Here is an 18,608-nt window from a genome sequence, read left to right as displayed (position 1 = left end):
CGCCTTGGCGCCGCTCGTCGACCTACTGGCTTCGGATCCCCCTGGGTACCTTCACAGTCCTCATCATCATCTTCTTCATAGGGCACAGCTGGTTCTTTAGACTGGACTTCGAGGAAGCGAAGTTCGTCCTCTAAGAGGCCGCCGCTTGTCACAGCAGAGCAAAGAGCCAGGTCACAGCGCGATCCGGTTTGGCATCCGATAGTTCTGAATGATCCCGGACATAAGCTGACAGCCGGTTCAAAGGCGGTGCGCGCGGTTCATTGTAATCGATCAGCTTGTGAGCCGCACACATACCCACGGTTCCCACTCCACACCTCTCCGCAGAAACCGGTGGCATACGAGCCCGTCTGGACACCCGGCCGGCAGATTGCGATACCGAAAAATGCCGCTGGTCTCATGCGCCAGTTCGCGCGCGCGATCACGGCTGGAGCCTCGATGAGGTTTTTGCGCCGATCGCACCTCTCACCGCTTATTCTTCCCACCGCAGCCTCCCTGCCGCCGCAGCTTACGCTGGGCACGGACTCACGTTTATGGCAGAGTCTATGCGGCCGCAGAGCGCAACACAGTACCTCCTCACCCGACATTGCGCCGCCCGGAGGCTTCGGGTTGAACCCATTGATTTTGGTTCGATGCGCATGGACAGCAGGTTCCAAGTGCTATGGGACGACGATGACCGGATCGTTTGCCGGGCATTTCGCCCGGACTCGGATGGCGGCTCCAGAGCTGTGTTGGCCGTACTTACCAAGGTGAAGCACGCTCCGTCCGCCAATCTCGATCGTCTCGCTCACGAGTTTGCGCTGAAGGATCAATTGGATGGAGCTTGGGCATTGCGGCCGTTCGGCCTCGAATACGATTGTGGTCGGCCTGTGCTGCTGCTCGAGGATCCTGGCGGCGAGCCGCTGGAGCGGTTGCTTGGTGCGCCCATGGGGATTGGATGCTTCTTGCAACTCGCGATCGGCATCGCGACAGCGCTGAACAAGGTCCACCAGCGCGGCCTCATCCATAAGGACGTGAAGCCAGCACATATCATGGTGAACTGTGAGGATGGACGGGTCCGGTTCACCGGCTTCGGTATCGCCTCGCGCTTCGCCCGCGAGCGACGCGCGCCCGGGCCGCCCGAGTTCATTGTGGGCACGCTGCCCTACATGGCGCCCGAACAGACCGGGTGGATGAACCGCTCGATCGATTCCCGTAGTGACCTCTATTCACTTGGCGTTACGCTCTATCAGATGCTGACCGGAGCGTTGCCGTTCACGGCGGCACATTCCATGGAGTGGGTGCATTGCCACATTGCGAGAAAACCGGTGGGCCCCAACAAGCGGGTGAGCACTGTACCGGCCGTAATCTCAGCCATAGTCCTCAAGCTGCTCGTCAAGCCTGCCGAGCAACGCTATCAGAGTGCGTCAGGCCTCGAGCATGATCTACGCCGCTGCCTGAGTGAATGGGATGCCGGACGTCGCATTGATGAGTTTGCACTCGGGCAATACGACACGCCCGACCGACTGCTGATCCCCGAGAAGCTCTACGGAAGAGGCCGCGAGATTGGAACCTTGCTGGCCGCCTTTGGCCGCATGATCAAAAGCGGCGCGCCGCAGTTGGTGCTGGTTTCCGGCTATTCCGGTGTTGGCAAGTCCTCACTGGTCAATGAGCTCCATCGTCGCCTTGTTCCGTCCCACGGGCTGTTCGCATCCGGCAAGTTTGACGAGTACAAACGCGATATTCCCTATTCGACGCTGGTGGAGGCTTTTCAGAGCCTTGTGCGATCTCTCCTGAGCAAGAACGACAACGAGCTGACGAGCTGGCGTCAAGCCCTCCATGATGCACTAGGCCCAAATGGACGGCTCGTTATCGACCTCATCCCTGAATTGCGGCCGATCATAGGAGAACAGCCGCCCGTTGCCGAACTTCCCCCGCGGCAGGCGCAAAACCGCTTCCATCTCGTACTCCGGCGATTCATAGGCGTGTTTGCACGCTCGGAGCATCCATTGACGCTATTCCTCGACGATCTCCAGTGGGTCGACGCCGCCACGCTCGACCTGCTTGAGGACCTGTTGACTCGGGCCGATCTGCAATACCTGATGCTGATCGGAGCCTATCGGGACAGCGAGGTCGATGACGCTCATCCCTTACGGCGGAGGCTTGGCGGCATAAAGGAAGCTGGCGCAAACTTGCAGCAGACCATCCTTGGGCCGCTTGGCAGCGAACACATCGCTCATTTGATTTCTGACGCTCTTCGCTGCGATTTGAGACGTGCCGCGCCACTCGCGCAGCTGATCCACGCTAAAACGGCCGGCAACCCATTTTTCGTGGTTCAGTTCCTTCACGCCATTGCTGGAGCGGGACTAGTCCACTTTGATCATGACGCAGGATGCTGGTGCTGGCATCTGGATCACATTCACATCATGGGCCACACCGACAACGTCGTGGACCTGATGGTCGCAAAGCTCACCCGCCTGCCAGCCGACACACAGAAGACCTTGGAGCAGCTGGCCTGTCTCGGCAACATTGCCCAGATTACGATACTCTCAATCGTCCTCGGGCGCTCCGAGCAACAGGTTCATGCGGCTCTGTGGGAACCCGTTCGCCAGGAACTGGTCGAGTACCAGACGGGAGCCTACAGGTTTGTCCACGATCGAGTGCAGGAAGCCGCCTACTCCTTGATTGCGAATGATCGACGCGCGGCGCTCCATCTGCGAATCGGTCGGGAGCTGCTGGCGCAGACACCCGGGGAGAACCGCGAGAACGCTATCTTCGAGATCGTCAACCAGCTCAACCGCGGCGCGGCCTTGATCACGTCGCGAGACGAACGCGAGCAGCTCGCACAGCTCAATTTGACAGCCAGCCTGCGCGCGAGGGCGTCGGCGGCGTACGCGTCATCGCTCAACTATGCCGCTGCCGGTGCGGCCTTGCTACCGGATGACTGCTGGGAGCGATGCCCGCAGCTTGCTTTCGCGATCGACTTGCACCGCGCCGAATGCGAGTTCGTCACCGGCTCCATCGTGGAGGCAGAGCAGCGCTTGTCGAGGCTGACGACGCGGACCATGAACGCCACCGATCATGCCGTCGTCGCGCGCCGGCAGATCGATTTGTATACGGCGCTCAGTGAGCCGGACCGTGCGGTCGGCGTCGGTCTCAGGTATCTTGAACAGCTCGGGATTCGATGGGTCGCCCACCCGAGCGATGATGACGTCCAACGCGAATACGAGCACGTCCGATCTCGGCTCGGGAATCGGACGATCGAGCAGCTGCTGCACCTGCCATTGATGAGCGATGCACTCGCACTGGCGAACCTGGATCTTTTGACAGCGCTCATGCCGCCGGCGTTCTTCACCGATGCGAACCTTCGCTCACTGGTGGTTCTCAAAGCGGTGGATCTTAGCCTTGAGTGGGGGAATAGCGATTGTTCGTGCGTTCCTTACGTCATGTTAGGCGCCATTGCCGGCGCGCGCTTTGGCGACCATCAGGCGGGGCTTCGATTCAGCCATATCGGCACTGAGCTGGTCGAGCGGCGCGGATTCTCGCGCGTTCAAGCGAGGACCTACCTCAACTATGGCAACCTTGTCCTGTCATGGACCAAGCACCTCCGGCATGCCCGAGATGCGTTTCGCCGCGCATTTGAGGCCGCGAGCAACAGTGGTGATGTCACATTCGCGGCCTTCAGTTGCGCCAGCCTAAATACCAATTTCCTTGCGGCGGGCGATCCGCTTGCAGAAGCACAGCGCGAAGTCGAGCACGGATTGCGGCTCACCGAGAAGGCAAAGTTTGCGTTGATAGTCGACATCATGATGCCGCAGCTTGGGTTGATCCGGATGCTGCGCGGCGTGACGCGTCGCTTCGGCGACCTTCACGACAACCAGTGCGACGAGCTTCGGTTCGAACGGCGTTTGGCCGCCGATCCGGCATTCGCGCTGCCCGAGAGCTGGTACTGGATCCGCAAGCTGCAAGCATGCTTCTTTGCCGGCAATTATTCGCCGGCGGTCGACGCCGCATCCAAGGCGCGGAGACTGCCGTGGTCACCACCGCAGCTACTCGAGACGGCGGAGTACGAGTTCTATGCAGCGCTATCGCACGCTGCATGCTCGGATTCGGCACCCCCAGAACAACGTCAAGGGCACCTTGAGGCCTTGACCGCGCACCACAGGCAGCTCGGTTTGTGGGCGCAGAATTGCCCGGAGAATTTCGCGGACCGGGCTGTCCTAACGGGCGCCGAGATCGCCCGCCTACAAGGGAAAGAACTCGACGCAGAGCGTCTCTATGAACAAGCCATCCGCTCCGCCCGCGACAACGGCTTCGTCCACCACGAGGGCCTCGCTTACGAATTGGCCGCGCGGTTTTACGGCGCACGTGGTTTCGAGGAGTTTGCTCGCATCTATCTGCGAAGAGCGCGCGACTGCTATGTTCGTTGGGGAGCGGATGGCAAAGCGCGGCAACTTGAGGATATGCATCCGCACCTCAGGGAGGTGAGGTCAGAGCCAGGCCCGATGAGCACGATTGAGGCGCCGGTCGAGCATCTCGACCTCGCCACCGTCATCAAGGTCTCGGAAGCGGTGTCAGGCGAGATGGTGCTGGAGAAGCTCATAGAGACGCTCATGCGCACCGCCATCGAACAAGCAGGAGCTGAACGCGGCCTGTTGATCCTGACGCACGACACCGAGCCGCGTATCAAGGCGGAAGCCATCACAACCGGAGATAGACTTGCTGTCGAGCTGTGCGATACAGCCGCGACAGCGGCTCTGATTCCAGATCTGTTCTTCATTACGTTCTGCGAACCAGAGAATGCGTCGTTCTCGAGGATGCCACGGTCCAGCCTCCCTTTGCCACGGACCCTTACGTTAGTCAGCGCAAGGCTCGTTCCGTTCTCTGCTTGCCCCTGATCAACCACGCGAGAATTATCGGCGCGCTCTACCTTGAGAATACACTGGCACCGTACGCTGTTGCACCGGCGCGAATTGCGGTGATGAAGCTGCTCGCCTTACAGGCAGCAATCGCGCTGGAAAATGCGACTTTGTACCGTGATCTCGGAGAACGCGAAGCGAAGATCCGACGCCTTGTCGACGCCAACATTATCGGAATCATCATCTGGGAGCTTGAGGGTCCGATTCTGGAAGCCAACGATGCGTTTCTCAGCATCGTGGGATACGACCGTGAGGATCTCGCTTCGGGCCGCCTGCGCTGGACTGACCTGACGCCGACTGAATGGCTCGATCGCCACGAGCGGTGGTGGATCCCGGAACTAAAGAAGATGGGCCGCGTGCAGCCGTTCGAGAAAGAGTATTTCCGCAAGGATGGAAGCCGCGTGCCTGTGTTGATCGGTATGGCTGCGTTCGACGAGCAACGAGACCAGGGCGTCTCCTTCGTCGTCGACCTGACGGAGCGGAAACGGTCGGAAAAGGCATTGCGAGAGAGCGAGGAGCGTTTCCGGACTCTCGTACAATTCTCTTTCGACGTGTACTGGGAATCGGATGCGCGGCATCGCTTCATTCGCCAGGAGTTCGCCGAAGGCGAGGTCGACGCACCCGGGTCGGGCTCTGAACTCGGTAAAACTCGCTGGGAAGTGCCCTATTTAGAGCCCGACGAGGAGGCCTGGCGCAATCATCGGGAGACGCTCGATGCCCACCTGCCGTTCCGTGATTTCGAGCTCGCGCGCCCTACGCCCGACGGTGGCAAGCGCTACGTGTCTGTCTCCGGGCTGCCGGTGTTCGACAAATCCGGGCACTTCATTGGTTATCGCGGCGTTGGACGGCACATCACCGAACAGAAGCAGGCCGCAGAGGCCCTGCGCGAGATGCAGAAAGATCTTGCGCATGCCAACCGCCTCGCCACTATGGGTGAACTCACGGCCTCGATCGCCCATGAAGTGAGCCAGCCGATTGCCGCGGCATCCATGAATGCTGGTGCGGCCGCGCGATTCCTAGACAGAGATCCGCCGGATCTTGAGAGGGTCAGGGAATCGCTGGGCTGGCTCATGAACGATACCGCTCGGGCCAGCGACATCATCCAACGAATTCGCGATCTCATCAAAAAAGCACCGCCCCGGAAGGATCGCTTGGATATCAACGAGGCGATCAGGGACGTCATTGAGCTTACCCGCGGCGAAGCGATGAGAAACGGCATCTCGGTGCAGGCGGAACTTGCAGACAGCGTGCCGCTTGTGGAGGGCGACCGCGTCCAATTGCAACAAGTGGTTCTCAACCTGATTATCAACGCGGTCCAGGCAATCGGCACGGTCGCGAATGGAGCTAAGCAAGTGCTGATCACCACCGCGCAGGCTGCACCTGACAGTGTTCTCGTCGAGGTGAAGGACTCGGGGCCGGGGATGGGCTCGGAAAGCTTCGAGCGCGCCTTCGCCCCCTTTTACACGACGAAGCCCGATGGTTTGGGGGTGGGACTGTCGATCTGTCGTTCGATCATCGAAGCGCATGCTGGGCGCCTGCGGGTGACCGCCAACTTGCCCCGCGGCGCGATTTTTAGCTTCACAGTGCCGACCCATCCAGCGAATACTGAATGATGCGCCCGATGCCAGGTCCAATTTCGCGCATCCCATTGATCCAGCGGTTTCACTTGGCCTTGCTGCGCGCAGACGAGATCCGCAGCACTCAAGTCTCTATGGCTCAGGCCGCGCCGCCCTCGTGCCCCTCCCGCGGTTTCCTTGTATGGGTCTTTGTCAAGGAGGCGGCGTTTGTCAAGGAGGCGGCGTTTCAAGAGGCGACAGGTCGATACGCATCTTTTCATTCATCAGTTTCTTTGTTCGATGAGAGCCGTTTCTTCGTCCCGACCTGCACTTCGCTTGCGCTGACGCGCGCAGAAGCTGTCAAGGTTGGCCGTCGCACGAATCTTGCGATAGGCTCCGCCGTTGCCAGGCCACACCTTGACAGCTTCGAGCACGACGGCACGCTTGGTGCGATCGGGATGACGATCGGAGGGGAGCCCGCTTGCGGGCGCGAGCAATCGCGCCACAACCTTGTATCCGGTGGGTCCAAGGACCCGAACCATGATGCAGTCATGCGCATCGGCAGCGAAGCTCCGAAGCGGCGGACCCATTCTCCCTTTCGGCATTGAAGCCAAGGAAACGCGACGGGAACCCGCCACCTCGAACCGTCATCGGCGATACCGTCACCAGCGGACGGACAAGGCCGAAACCGTTGGGCGTCCTTCAGTGACCTCCGTTCATGAGGCCGGCCGCAGAACGACGCCGTCCGGCACTACGCCCTCCCGCACCAGCCGCCACAGGGCGATCAGTAGCTTGCGCGCCAAGGCCACGATCATGGTCTTGCGCGCCCCGCGGGCGTTCTCGGTACGGCTTCGAAACCACTGCGCCAAGACGCTGTCCTTCTGGAACCTGAGAAATCGCCACGCCAGTTCGATCATGCCTCGTCTCACTCGAGCATTGCCGGAGCGGGCCAGTCCTTTCTCCCGTCGTTTTCTGCCGCTCTCGTCGGGCGAGCCGGTGAGGCCGGAATAACGCGCTACCGCCCGTCGGTCGCGCATGCTTCGCGACAGTACCTCCTGCACCAGCATGTCGGCGGTCTCGACACCAACCCCGATCACCCGCGCCAACAGCCGCACCATTGCGTGTGGTCCAACACTGGGCGCTTGCGTGAGACGCTCCAGGCGAGCCTCCTCGATCTGCCCTATCTGATCGCTGACGAGTCGCCGGCGCGCCATGTCGCGACGCAGCTCAGCCAGGGTGTTGGGCGGGATCGGCTCGCCTTCAGGGGTGCGCAAGCCATCAAGCCGTTCGGCGGCTTTCTTCAGCTTGGGATTGAAGCCGCGGATGCCGAGCCGGATCAACGCTGCTTTCATTCGGTTGACAATCCGACTTCGTTCTCCGATGAGGCTCTCGCGCTCACGGTTGGGGCGCTTGGCATCCTCGTCCTTGATTGTCGGGATCGCGACCATCTTGCAGTGATCACGCTCGCCGCGCAGCCAGCCGAGAAAGCTGCGTTTGAGCAGTTCGGTGTCGAGCCGATCGGTCTTGGCGCGCCGATGCTCGCGCGACACCGCCACGCTCGACGCGTGAATGACATGCGCCTCGATGTCGCGCGCCCTGAGCCATCGGGCCAGCCAGAAACCGTCACGGCCGGCCTCGAAAGCGACCGCGATGCGTTCGATTCCGTGTCCCGCCTTCAGCGCCTCTTCTCGCCAGCGATTGAGCAGCTTCAGCAAGGCGTTCTCGTCGACCTCAAGCTTCTTCGACGGTTGCCGTTCGAGGCCAGGCACAATCCCCGCAACGAGCCAGCTCGACAGGCTCATCTCGATCACGGCGATCAGCGTGCCGTCCGGTTTGAGGGGCGCGAGGGATCGGCTTAGATCGTTCAACTTCTGCATGGGGTGCTCCATCGGTTCACATCAGCCCCGACGAATGCCATATCCTCACCGCCGGCGGCCGTCCCATAGCATCTCCCTTGAGGTTTGCGGATGCCATCCCCGTGCTTGCGTGGCTTCACCGTCCTAGGGGCGGAATCAGAAAACACGCAAAACCACTGTGCCTGCTTTGGTGGGATCGTCGTGTAGTACCCCACACTTCCTCCGCTACGCGGCGAGCGTCGAACCATTTCAATTGATCTTCGTGAACCGAATATGAACTGACTGTAGAGGATGACTTCTCCGTCATGCCACTTCCATTCAAATGATCAGGAAAACACGCTGACATTCTCATACAGACTGACGCGGCACGGAATTGAATAGTCGTCCGTTGCGGGCGAGAAGCGGAACTCACGATGCTGCGGACGCGTAGGGTTCCGATGGCCTATGTACGCGGGCCGCAGCCCGCCCAACATTGGGCCTTCGCTGTCACGCTCCTGACCATTTTCAGTCAATGACGATGCAAGGCTTCAAATCAGCAAGTCATGAGGCGCAGATACAATGCTGTGATACGGACCATTATTGCCGTGGTTGGCCGCGTGTTCGTCCGGTGCATTAGGGACCATTTTGACTATCGCCTCGAGGTCCTCTTTCTGACCGGGCGGAATGTGGGGATCGAACAGATCACTAAGATCCTTAAGCTCGGCCACCGCAACGAGAGTGGAAGGAGCTGCCTCGCTATCGAACCGGAACACCGGTTCTTGATCGGCGCTGCCTGTCCGGGACGCGGCTTTGGCCGGCTGCACGTCTTCAGATGCGATTGCAGCAGATTGCGCATCCGGCTGCGAGGAGTGCCCCGAATCGCCGTGCTCTACGGCGCCTGGTTCTGCCGTCTTCACTGCCGCTGACGCCCCCGCAACGTCCGAAGCCTGAGCGTGATGCTCCGCCCCATTGCCGACGCCGTTGTCCGGCTTGGAGTCAGCTTCAGTCGATTCCGTGGCAGCAGCCTTTGCAGACCCTGACCCGAAGCGTGTTGGGAGTTACCATGGTCCGCACAGTCGGCCGCTGCGACGCTCGATCCGGCGTTCTCCGCTGCGTCCGGCGCGTTTGCAAAGTGCTGCGAGTTGCCGTGTTCGACTTCGCCCGCTTCTGCCTTGTCCGCTGACCCTTGCGGAGCGTCCAAGGCCGAAGCGTGATGCTCGGCGCCATTGCCGACGCCGTTGCCCGGCTTGGAGTCAGCTTCAATCGATTCCGCAGCGGCAGCCTTTGCAGACCCTGGCTCCGAAGCGTGTTGGGAGTTACCATGGTCCGCACTGTCGGCCGCTGCGACGCTCGATCCGGCGTTCTCCGCTGCGTCCGGCGCGTTTGCAGACTTTGAGTGCTCCGAGTTGCCGTGTTCGACTTCGCCCGGTTCTGCCTTGTCCGCTGATCCTTGCGGAGCGTCCGAAGCCGAAGCGTGATGCTCGGCGCCATTGCCCGGCTTGGAGTCAGCTTCAATCGAATCCGCAGCGGCAGCCTTTGCAGACCCTGTCTCCCAAGCGTGTTGGGAGTTACCATGGTCCTCACTATCGACCGCTGCGATGCTCGATCCGACGTTCTCGGCTGCGGCCGGCGCGTTTGCAGAGTGCTGCGAGTTGCCGTGTTCGACTCCGCTTGATTTCGCCTTGTCCGCTGACCCTTGCGGAGCGTCCAAGGCCTGAGTGTGATGCTCGGCGCCGTTGCCCGGCGTGGAGTCAGCTTCCGTCGATTCCGTAGCGGCAGCCTTTGCAGATCCTGGCTCCGAAGCGTGTTGGGAGTTACCATGGTCCTCACTATCGACCGCTGCGATGCTCGATCCGACGTTCTCGGCTGCGGCCGGCGCGTTTGCAGAGTGCTGCGAGTTGCCGTGTTCGACTCCGCTTGATTTCGCCTTGTCCGCTGACCCTTGCGGAGCGTCCAAGGCCTGAGCGTGATGCTCGGCGCCGTTGCCCGGCGTGGAGTCAGCCTCAGTCGATTCCGTGGCAGCAGCCTTTGCAGACCCTGCCTCCGAAGCATGCTGCGAGTTACCGCGGTCGGCGCTGTCCGCCGTTACGACGCTCGGTTGGACGATCTCGTTCGGCCCAGTCGACGAAACGCTCGTGCCCGTTTTGGTCGGCTCACTGTTGGATGTGAGATTTCCAACGGCCGCAGCTGTCGCGCTCTGAGCCGGGTCGGTCGATGATACGCGAACCAATTCGCCGGACGCACCATCGCTCTCATCCGACGCATCCGCCGAATCGCCAGTAGAGGCTCGGAAGCTTGCCGTCCCGCCCGAGCCGGTCCGGGACTGCCCGAACTGGAACCTCAAGCCGTCGTCGGCCGGAATGGCCCAAACGCCGGCCGTTCCGGGCGTGCTCTCGCTCGCCTCAATGCCGGCGTGGACCTTGTCCTTGCTCAGAACGGTGTCATCGATGGCGCTCGCCGATGTCAGCGCTTCTTCGAGCTTCTCAAGGGTGATTGCGACGGCTGTGCCTTCTCGCTGGCCGACGGAATCCGATTCCGCCACCGATACAATCCCCTGCAGATGGATTTCCAGCACGCCGCGATCCCCGATATCAAGGACACGACCGGTCGGATTCACATAGACGACCGTTTCATTGCTTGCCGCGTCGTAGATCCAGGCAAGGGTATGTGGCGGTATGGACTTGCTTGCCGCTGTCATATGCAGCCACGCAAGCGCTCCGAAAGCCGCAAGATTGATCCTGCTCGACCCAGATGCGAAATCGGAGTGGGAATATGTACGATTCGAATCGGCCGGAGAGCGATGAACAATGTTCCCATCAACGTTGCCGCCGCCCATCAGTTGATCGCGGTCGTATCCGGCAACACCGGCATCGTGACCGGCGTCAAGCAAGGCAACGGGTTTTCTGAGTGTGTCACCCTCGGCGCCATGACTCACCAGGCTCCGAGCGTCTTCTCCAGAGGTCACGTGCGCTGAAGAGAGGCGGGACTCGTGCGAAGGGACGCCCGCGGCCGAGTTGTCGACATGCTCGATGTCGGCATGAGTGATCGCGGCCAGTTTTGTGGCCGCATTCTCTCCGGCGACGGCCACGACAGTGTCGATCGAAGCTTGATCCAGCTCATGCGCCTGCGCCGCGAGATGGGGGTCGTGCAGTGCGTAGATCAACGCGCCGGCGAGAATGGCGAAGTCGCCATACCCTCCCTGAATCGGCATCGGATTGGAGGTAAGCCGGGGGAATTGATGTTCCGCGGTCAGGTCACCTCCGGTCTGTGTGTCGCTGGTTCGCCGGTGTGGAGGCGCAGCAAGATCGGGCGTGTTCGATCCGACAGGACCGTTGTTTTTCCACGGCTTCGATCCTGCGGAGTCCTCAGCCACGTGCAGGGCTTCCATTGCCGCCGCAATTTTCGCGGCTTGGCCCAGCTTGGCCAAAGAATCTCTCTGGCTGAGCGGGAGCATCTCGCCCAATTCCCAGGCGACGAGGTGCCGGAGAATGGCTCTTTTCCAGGGCTCATAACCGGCGTGCTCTCCCGCGGGGCCGATGCTGTCGTCATGCGGAAGCATGTTGTTCGCTTCCGATGCCTTGAGTTCGTCCGCAATGGTGATCGCCAGAAACGCCAGCGCGAGCGTGCCGAAGCCCGAGGAATGTTTTAACAGCGCGAGGGTCGCGAGCACCGTCCTGTTGGTGATCTCGAGCTTATGAAATATATTCGACAGGTGTACTTTGACTGTCCCTGGTGAAACGTTTAGCCGGCGCGCGATCTCCTTGTTCGACATTCCCTCTGACACCAGTCGCACGATTTCACGTTCCCGGTGCGTCAATAGCTCCAGGCTGTTTTCAGTTTTCCCGATGCCGTCAGCTTCCGTGCCTGCCGGCGAGAGATCGACATGCGTCGGCGGCACACTGTGCTTCGTCAACAGCCGCAGCAATCGCAGCATGGTCTCGGCGGAGGCGTGCTTCGAAATCGCGCTGCAGGTGCCAGCAGTAATCGCTCGGGTTAGATCGTGGTTGGATCGGACTCGGTAAAGAACACGAGGCGCGTGGGAAGATTCTCAGCTTTCGCAATCGCCAGGATCTCGGCTGCGGTCAGATCTGGCAGGGTGTCGGCAATAAGCGCGACGTCGGGTGTCAAATTCCGAATGGCTTCGAGGCAGCTTGTCCTATCGCTGCATGATGCGACAAGGTCAAAGTCCTGCTGTGCTCCGAGTATCGATTTCAGGCCCTGCAGAACGATGGGTTGTTGATCTACGATCACAAGCCGGTCGCGCTTGAAGGTGCCCTGCTTCGCAGACACGTCTAGCATGGACTCTGCCTCGGCCCGGCCATCTATGTACTTTGGCATATGGCCGAGGCCGGCCGAGGTATTAAAATACAATTAATCGAATGAAGAAAGGGGCTTGGCGGGGCAAAACCGACATTGGAACCGCGAGCTTTTAGGGCATTTTGGTGAGAAAACATGTCATTTGACCCGATGGCAATTGCGATTGACTGGCTCGATGCCTACCGCGCCGGCAATATCGAGGCGATCTTGGAAATGTATGCCGAAGATGCCGTGGTTCACTGCGGCTGCAGCGCTAGCGGCGTCAAAACCATTACCAGCCGCAAGGCACTTCGTGCCTATTGGACCGATCGCCTCCGAAACCATCCGGCAGGCAATTTGGACGATCTCAATCCCTCGCACAACGACGGGACCATTATCTCCTACATCACCAATCTTGGTGTCATGAGTGCGCTTTTTGCGTTTGACGGCGCCGGCAGGATCAAGGAGCTAAATTGCAATCCCTCACGCTAGGCCCGCGGCGTGATCCAAGCCGCAGTGGGACACGTGTTCGACCAAAGGTGCCAACATCCGCAACGGGTCAATCGGGTCGGTTCGCCCGTAGCTGGACGACTGCCGGTCTACTCCCACTCCGGACATGTCGCTGTAGCACGCAAGCTGAAGCGATAGGCCAGGAAGAGACATTTCTGGTGAGTTGTGTTTGCCGTCGATGAGATCATGCTCTTCCGATTGATTAGGTCGATAACTATTAATCCGGACCCGCAAGACTCCGAGACGGAGTTTCCGGCTTCGGTTTGCAGTGGAGCCGCTTTCGCTCGAGCGCTGAATACGGGCGAGGACGATCATGATGATGACCCGATCGCGACCTGAAATGGTGAAGTTCGAGCACCCATTTCTGATCGCGAGCTTCAAACGGACACAGCCAAAGGGCGGACTCCCGCGCCGCTGCAATCGCCACCGGTCGATCAAGTAGGCCCCACTCTCCGAGCGGCAAAGGTATGACTAATCCTGTCTGCACGCCGAGACGCCGGCAATGTCTCCGCAAATGTCCATACTTGATCTCGATTGGCCGCTCTGGTTGGATAAGTTGCCGTTCGGCAACTCGTATTTTGGATAATCATGGTAAATGAATTAAATGGATACCGCCATTCATTGGGTGCACTTTCACAAGAAAACATCGTGACCGTCCACCGCACTGGCATCGGGAATCGGCTACTGGCAGCGCTGCCGCCGGCGGATCTCGGCTTGCTCACGCCCTACTTCCAGAAGGTCTCGTTTGAACCCGACGCCGTCCTGGTGCGGTCGGGCGATGAGATGGACCCAGTTTATTTTCCCCATAGCGGCGCAATCGCCTTCATGCTCGATATGCCGGACGGGCAAACGGTCGCGACCACCTTGATGGGACGGGAAGGCGCTTTGGCGTCTTTCTCCGTGCTGGGCCCCTCCCTTTCATCCGTGACCGCGATTGCTCGCATCGGCGGCACAGCATCAATGATTTCCGCCGCCAAACTTCGGGATGCCTACGCGCAGAGCGCAGCCATCAGGAATGTCGTGCAGCTCCACGCCCGCGCGGTGTTATTGCAGCTCCAGCATGTAGCCGCTTGCAACGCGCTGCACCGGGTGGATGGCCGCATGGCGCGGTGGCTCCTGCAGCTTCACGACCGCGTTCCCAATGACCTTCTTCCGGTAACGCAGGAGGCGCTTGCGCAACTCCTTGGGGTGCGGCGGACGACAGTGACTCTGACGATGAGCAAGCTACGGGAGACCGGAGCCGTACCGTCCGACCGGCGCGGATTTGTAGAGATCGATCGAGCGCGGCTCGAGAGGATCGCATGCGATTGTTATGCGCTCATGCAGCGCAAGCTCGATCGGATGTACTGCCAGGAATTATCGGAGCCGCAGCCTACCCATGCGCCGCTCCGGGAAAGCGCCATCGTGGCCGCCGCCGGAGCGGGCGGTGAAGACGGAGCCGTGTCACGGGCGGGAAAATAGAAACCCTTGCAATGACGGCCTTCGGTCATTCGCGTCGATCTGCCCTGAGTTCGTGACCCGGGCTACTCTTGGCGGCAGACATATTGCTGGACCGCCCCACGGGCTCGATGACCCACAGGCGCAAGTGCGACTTTACTGCGCAAGTATGACGCAAGCAGTGGCCATCATTGGCGCATACCGCGCGATCGAGGACCGGAGCTTGTTGACGACGCGGATGGCGAAGGCCAGGGGGAGCGGATTGTTTAGGCGAAGGAAGGCGACTTTCTTCACATACCCTTCGACATGCCATTTGGCATGGGCACGGCGACGAAAAGAAATCACGTCACCAACTCCAAAGCGTCTTGGCGGCATGCCTTCGCTCTCAAGCACAATGGATCCCTCGATGATCATGATGGTTTCATCGACATCGTAGTACCAATTGAACTTGCCTTCAGTGCAGGACCAGATCAGGGTCTTGGCAGTGCCACATGTGCTGGTCGACAACACGTGCGAGCGCGCTTCCGGGTTGCCTTCAATGATCCAGGATGGGTCGATCGGGGATGGCCTGAGGTCCACGTCGCAATGGGCGGCTTCAATCAGCGCAAGCTGCATGGGTCTCCTCCAAGCTGAATGGGTGCCTCAATGGCTGAACGGACCGATCGAGAAACAGCCGGGCGCGAGCAATTGCCGGGCTTTCCCGGCACTCACACAATCAATGTTTCATACGACTTTGAAGACACCACTTTGCCGCAAGCTGCCGTCGCCGACGGAGAATGCGGATTACCCCTAAGGCATATTCTCGTGCCGTTTCGCACCCGTAACCAACTTACCGGCTAGTCCGCAACGGGTCAGAACTGAGTGCTATGCCGCATCCCGTCTACCGCCAACAGCCGACGTGAGAACGGCGGGAGCTCTCGACGGCCTGATTTGATCTCCTTGTTGGCCTTACCGAACGGCCTACGGAGGTTCTTCGTGACGCGTTCCTCCATATCCAATATCCGCCATCGTTCTGGCGAGCGGTTAGCGCAGTGCTGCACCTGAGCTGCGCTCTCCGGTTCACTGCGATGTGCAATCTCGATCAGCAGCCTGTTCAACAAATGTGTGATCCGTCGACTTTCCGAGTGCCGGGATCGCACGTGATCTGCCGGCGCATTTCGGTGAGATCGAGAGTTTCGGTTTCGACGGCCTCTTCAAAATGACACTCGCACGTGGCCAACAAACGAAGCCGATGCGCCGAGCATGTTGCGCGAGGGCTTCGCCTGGGCAGGGGCCGGACGGGCAATGCCCGATGCGCAAGACTAACGCTCCAATGCGCCGCTGCAATCAAACGCTCAAATTAAGATTGATGTCCCCGCTGCGGGTTAGTTCTGGAACTGGTCAGGCTTGGTCTGCTCACGATGCTCTTGCGGGGTGAGGTTAATTCTTTTTCGTCGCGATGCTCGCAGGTTGATCCAAAGCAGCACCAAACCTGCAATGATGAAAAAGACTGTCAGACAATTCAGCAAAAGCGGGATCATGAAGAGCCGATCTCAATCCTCATGGGCCGTCGATGCATGGCGCCTGCGCCCATCTAAAATTTTGCGTATGTTGCAGCCTAACAATATCGAACAGCACCTTCTGCCTTCATGATGGCGTTTGTCCGGTCAGTATTTTGAGCAGCGAGACCGGGTAAGCTCGGCACATGTCACGGCGGGGCCTTGTGCCGAGCCGCCGCTGTGCGTCATAAACACCGCGGGACGGCGATTCTCGATGCGTTCTGAGGGGATCCAACGTGGACGAGCAATCCCATAGTAGCGCGCGCTGCTGCCACGAAGTTCCTCGTTCTCGACAACGATACCGGCGATCCGCTGCACTCGGAGGCACCACATGATTGAGCCCCCTGCTGCTGTTGCCCGCCAGGTGGAGTCGCCTTAACTTGGTGCTCAACCCTAACAAAACGCTTTGGCGGCCGCAGCTGAATCCGTGTACTCGTGGAAGGCTACGATCTGACCGGCGCGGATGGTGAGGACGTGCGCGAAGTCGCTCTCGTAGGTGCGCCCATTGGCTTTGACCTGCCAGACGTAATGACCGAGCACGACGACCTTTTCGCCCTGGGCGATGAATTCACTTGGCTCGAATGAACGCGGATCCTGTACCGTGGCGAGGGTCGAAAAGAACTCGCCGACCGCACCGCGCCCCTGTCGCTTGCCGGCAAAAGGCACGTTCTCAACCTCTGGCAACTGCCACGTGACGTCCTCTGACATAGATTGCAACAGCGTCGGGATCTCACCGGCTTTGAAGTTGGCGTAAGCCTGCTCAACAAACTGTCGGTTCTCATGTTCGCTCATCTGCACCCTCCTAACGCATTTTGGGTGAAACCGCCGTCATTTCACAACTGATATGCGAACCTGTCAACGCGCGAGCGCGAGCATTCTCGGATTCCCATTTGCAGAGATCCGCCGTAGCTTCCGTCGAAATCGGGAGATGGTGATGAAGGCTAGGAGCTGAAAGTCATCTCCAGTGTTCGGCACACCGCAAGTCGTGCTCCGCCGCATCCGCAGAGCAGCTCGGTTTACGCGAGCCCGACCTCGTAAGCGGACGCGCCGAAATGAATTGCCTGGCTACCAGTTTGAGAACGCCGCCGAACTCTACTCTGGAGCCATTTCGATCGAGCTATTTTCAATTCGAATGTACGAAGCCACAAACCAGCCAGTGGAGTGAGGCCGAGGTGCTCCTTAACAATCATTGGTATTCCAGGTTACAACGATAGAATTCGACGACGCGATGCTTCATTGATACGCGGACACGAAAGCCCGCGGACAACCAGGCTTTCGCTTGTGGACCTGCCCCCTTTAGTGTGCTCCACCAGCCAGTGAATCTGTAAGCCGACATCGGCAGAGGCTTTCCCAGTATCGATTCGACCTCTGAAAAGGTTAGCCGAAGGCTTTCGCGGCTTTCCGTTAGCAGCCTCTCATGGAGGGGGTGGTAAGTCGAGCTTGGCATTGGTGAGCGCGATCTGAGTGCCGGAATTCGTCACTGCAGTTTTTGACCGAGGTCTCTTAAGAGCGCGTGGAGAAAGTCGCTGGCATGATCATAACGTGCGCTGCCATTCGCGACTTGACGGGTGTGCGGCTCCATTACGTGACCGACTGGTTCCGGGTTGAGCAGTTCAGCCCCTCCCGACCATTGCTCCAGCAATCGATCAGGAATGTCTTCAGCCGATCCAAACAGGTTCAACAAACGATGTTCGCCATCGTGCTTGTGGTCGTGATGTGACTTCGCTGCATAAAAAGCAAACAATCCACGAAGCGCATCACGGGAAACGGCGGGTTTTGCCATCGCAATGTTCCCCAATAAATCCAGCAGTCTAATTCCTGAAGTTTGGAGTCTCGGCAAAAGAAAAGCTAGTGGAATCTATTCGGCGGCCTGAAAAAGGAGGTCAGCAGAACTGACGTTGACGCGTGGGCGCGTCTGACGCTAGTCCGCGCTGATGCCCAAGCATATTAAACGGAGCCGGGCAGCGGCAAGGGTGAGCTGAACGTCGAAATGGCTCATGGCATTTGGCGGCGATGATAGCCTGGAGGGCGGGCGAAACCCTCGTCAGGCTCTGGGCCACGGCGTCGCAAGCGAGCCATCAGCATCGGTGATCCTGTCACCGGGCCCACTGTCCCCTTCCCGTCTGCTCTTACGGAAAAGATGTCCAAATTGGTCGGCGCGAGGTTTGCGATCAGAGACGGCGCGATCATCATCATCATCAAAAAAGACAGTCGTCAGGCTGATGCCGTGCTTGGAGCGAACTGACCCGCAGCTGGTCAACCCTTCCCTGTAACCCGAGTCCATCGGAAACCTAACCAGCGCACATCCCAAGGCCCCAATAGGGCCCGACTATCATTTTCCCTGCGAACAGGGAAATTTGCAGGAAAACGCCCCATCGCCAGGGACCGTCCACACAAGAGAATACGCATAAGCACCTGAGAATCCTAAGGAATCCAAGCGTTAGTGCCGCGTTTCGTCCAAATCGGAACAGGGAATTTTCCGCTGGCGAACAGGGAATCTGATCTGCCGCGAGCAGGGAAAATCCGTAAGCGTCGTAAGCG

Annotated in this window: 11 protein-coding genes and 1 pseudogene; 5 read left to right on the top strand and 7 right to left on the bottom strand. The window is 59.6% G+C overall.

All coding sequences use genetic code 11. The features are described 5' to 3' along the window. Nucleotides 1–629: 629 nt before the first annotated feature. Both AB8Z38_RS34990 and AB8Z38_RS34985 read left to right on the top strand, forming a co-directional pair. Nucleotides 630–6,508 (top strand): annotated as a pseudogene (locus tag AB8Z38_RS34990) (AAA family ATPase). After that, the gene (locus AB8Z38_RS34985; protein ID WP_369722086.1) at nucleotides 6,505–7,059 is read left to right on the top strand and encodes a hypothetical protein; all 555 of its coding nucleotides are present in this window, start codon (nucleotides 6,505–6,507) and stop codon (nucleotides 7,057–7,059) included. Before AB8Z38_RS34990 ends, AB8Z38_RS34985 begins: the two are co-directional and overlap by 4 nt. 108 nt (nucleotides 7,060–7,167) lie before the next feature. Here the strand turns inward: AB8Z38_RS34985 and AB8Z38_RS34980 are convergent, their stop codons facing one another. From AB8Z38_RS34980 to AB8Z38_RS34965, 4 genes are all read right to left on the bottom strand, one after another. Continuing rightward, on the bottom strand, nucleotides 7,168–8,253 hold the full coding sequence (locus tag AB8Z38_RS34980; protein WP_369726680.1) for an IS110 family transposase: 1,086 nt from the start codon (nucleotides 8,251–8,253) through the stop codon (nucleotides 7,168–7,170). A 581-nt stretch (nucleotides 8,254–8,834) separates the two neighbouring features. Continuing rightward, nucleotides 8,835–9,203: a hypothetical protein gene (locus AB8Z38_RS34975; protein WP_369722085.1), complete on the bottom strand. Its 369-nt coding sequence runs from the start codon at nucleotides 9,201–9,203 to the stop codon at nucleotides 8,835–8,837. Then, nucleotides 9,200–12,220 (bottom strand): LuxR C-terminal-related transcriptional regulator, encoded by a 3,021-nt coding sequence (locus AB8Z38_RS34970; protein WP_369722084.1) that lies wholly within the window; start codon nucleotides 12,218–12,220, stop codon nucleotides 9,200–9,202. Before AB8Z38_RS34970 ends, AB8Z38_RS34975 begins: the two co-directional genes overlap by 4 nt. A 59-nt stretch (nucleotides 12,221–12,279) precedes the next feature. Continuing rightward, nucleotides 12,280–12,576 carry a response regulator gene (locus tag AB8Z38_RS34965; RefSeq protein WP_369722082.1) on the bottom strand — a complete coding sequence of 99 codons (297 nt, stop codon included), beginning with the start codon at nucleotides 12,574–12,576 and terminating at the stop codon, nucleotides 12,280–12,282. A gap of 162 nt (nucleotides 12,577–12,738) precedes the next feature. Here AB8Z38_RS34965 and AB8Z38_RS34960 point away from each other — a divergent pair, with 162 nt between their 5' ends. Further along, entirely contained in the window at nucleotides 12,739–13,074 is a 336-nt protein-coding gene (locus AB8Z38_RS34960; RefSeq protein WP_369722081.1) for a nuclear transport factor 2 family protein, read from the top strand. 606 nt (nucleotides 13,075–13,680) lie between these two features. Then, a complete protein-coding gene (locus AB8Z38_RS34955) occupies nucleotides 13,681–14,553 on the top strand; it encodes a Crp/Fnr family transcriptional regulator (RefSeq protein WP_369722080.1) in 873 nt (290 codons plus the stop codon). Between the two features lie 132 nt (nucleotides 14,554–14,685). Here the strand turns inward: AB8Z38_RS34955 and AB8Z38_RS34950 are convergent, their stop codons facing one another. Then, nucleotides 14,686–15,144: a cupin domain-containing protein gene (locus AB8Z38_RS34950; protein WP_369722079.1), complete on the bottom strand. Its 459-nt coding sequence runs from the start codon at nucleotides 15,142–15,144 to the stop codon at nucleotides 14,686–14,688. 30 nt (nucleotides 15,145–15,174) lie between these two features. Here AB8Z38_RS34950 and AB8Z38_RS34945 point away from each other — a divergent pair, with 30 nt between their 5' ends. Then, nucleotides 15,175–15,369, top strand: coding sequence for a hypothetical protein (locus AB8Z38_RS34945; protein WP_369722078.1), 195 nt, complete (start codon nucleotides 15,175–15,177; stop codon nucleotides 15,367–15,369). Nucleotides 15,370–16,460: 1,091 nt separating this feature from the next. Here AB8Z38_RS34945 and AB8Z38_RS34940 read toward each other — a convergent pair. Both AB8Z38_RS34940 and AB8Z38_RS34935 read right to left on the bottom strand, forming a co-directional pair. Then, nucleotides 16,461–16,859, bottom strand: coding sequence for a nuclear transport factor 2 family protein (locus tag AB8Z38_RS34940; protein WP_369722077.1), 399 nt, complete (start codon nucleotides 16,857–16,859; stop codon nucleotides 16,461–16,463). Nucleotides 16,860–17,544: 685 nt separating this feature from the next. Continuing rightward, complete coding sequence (locus tag AB8Z38_RS34935; RefSeq protein WP_369722076.1) at nucleotides 17,545–17,850, bottom strand: hypothetical protein; 306 nt, start codon at nucleotides 17,848–17,850, stop codon at nucleotides 17,545–17,547. Nucleotides 17,851–18,608: the final 758 nt, after the last annotated feature.

Source organism: Bradyrhizobium sp. LLZ17 (assembly GCF_041200145.1).
Taxonomy (GTDB): Bacteria; Pseudomonadota; Alphaproteobacteria; order Rhizobiales; family Xanthobacteraceae; genus Bradyrhizobium.
Note: the sequence above shows the minus strand (reverse complement) of the source record. Positions and strands in the feature narration are given on the sequence as shown.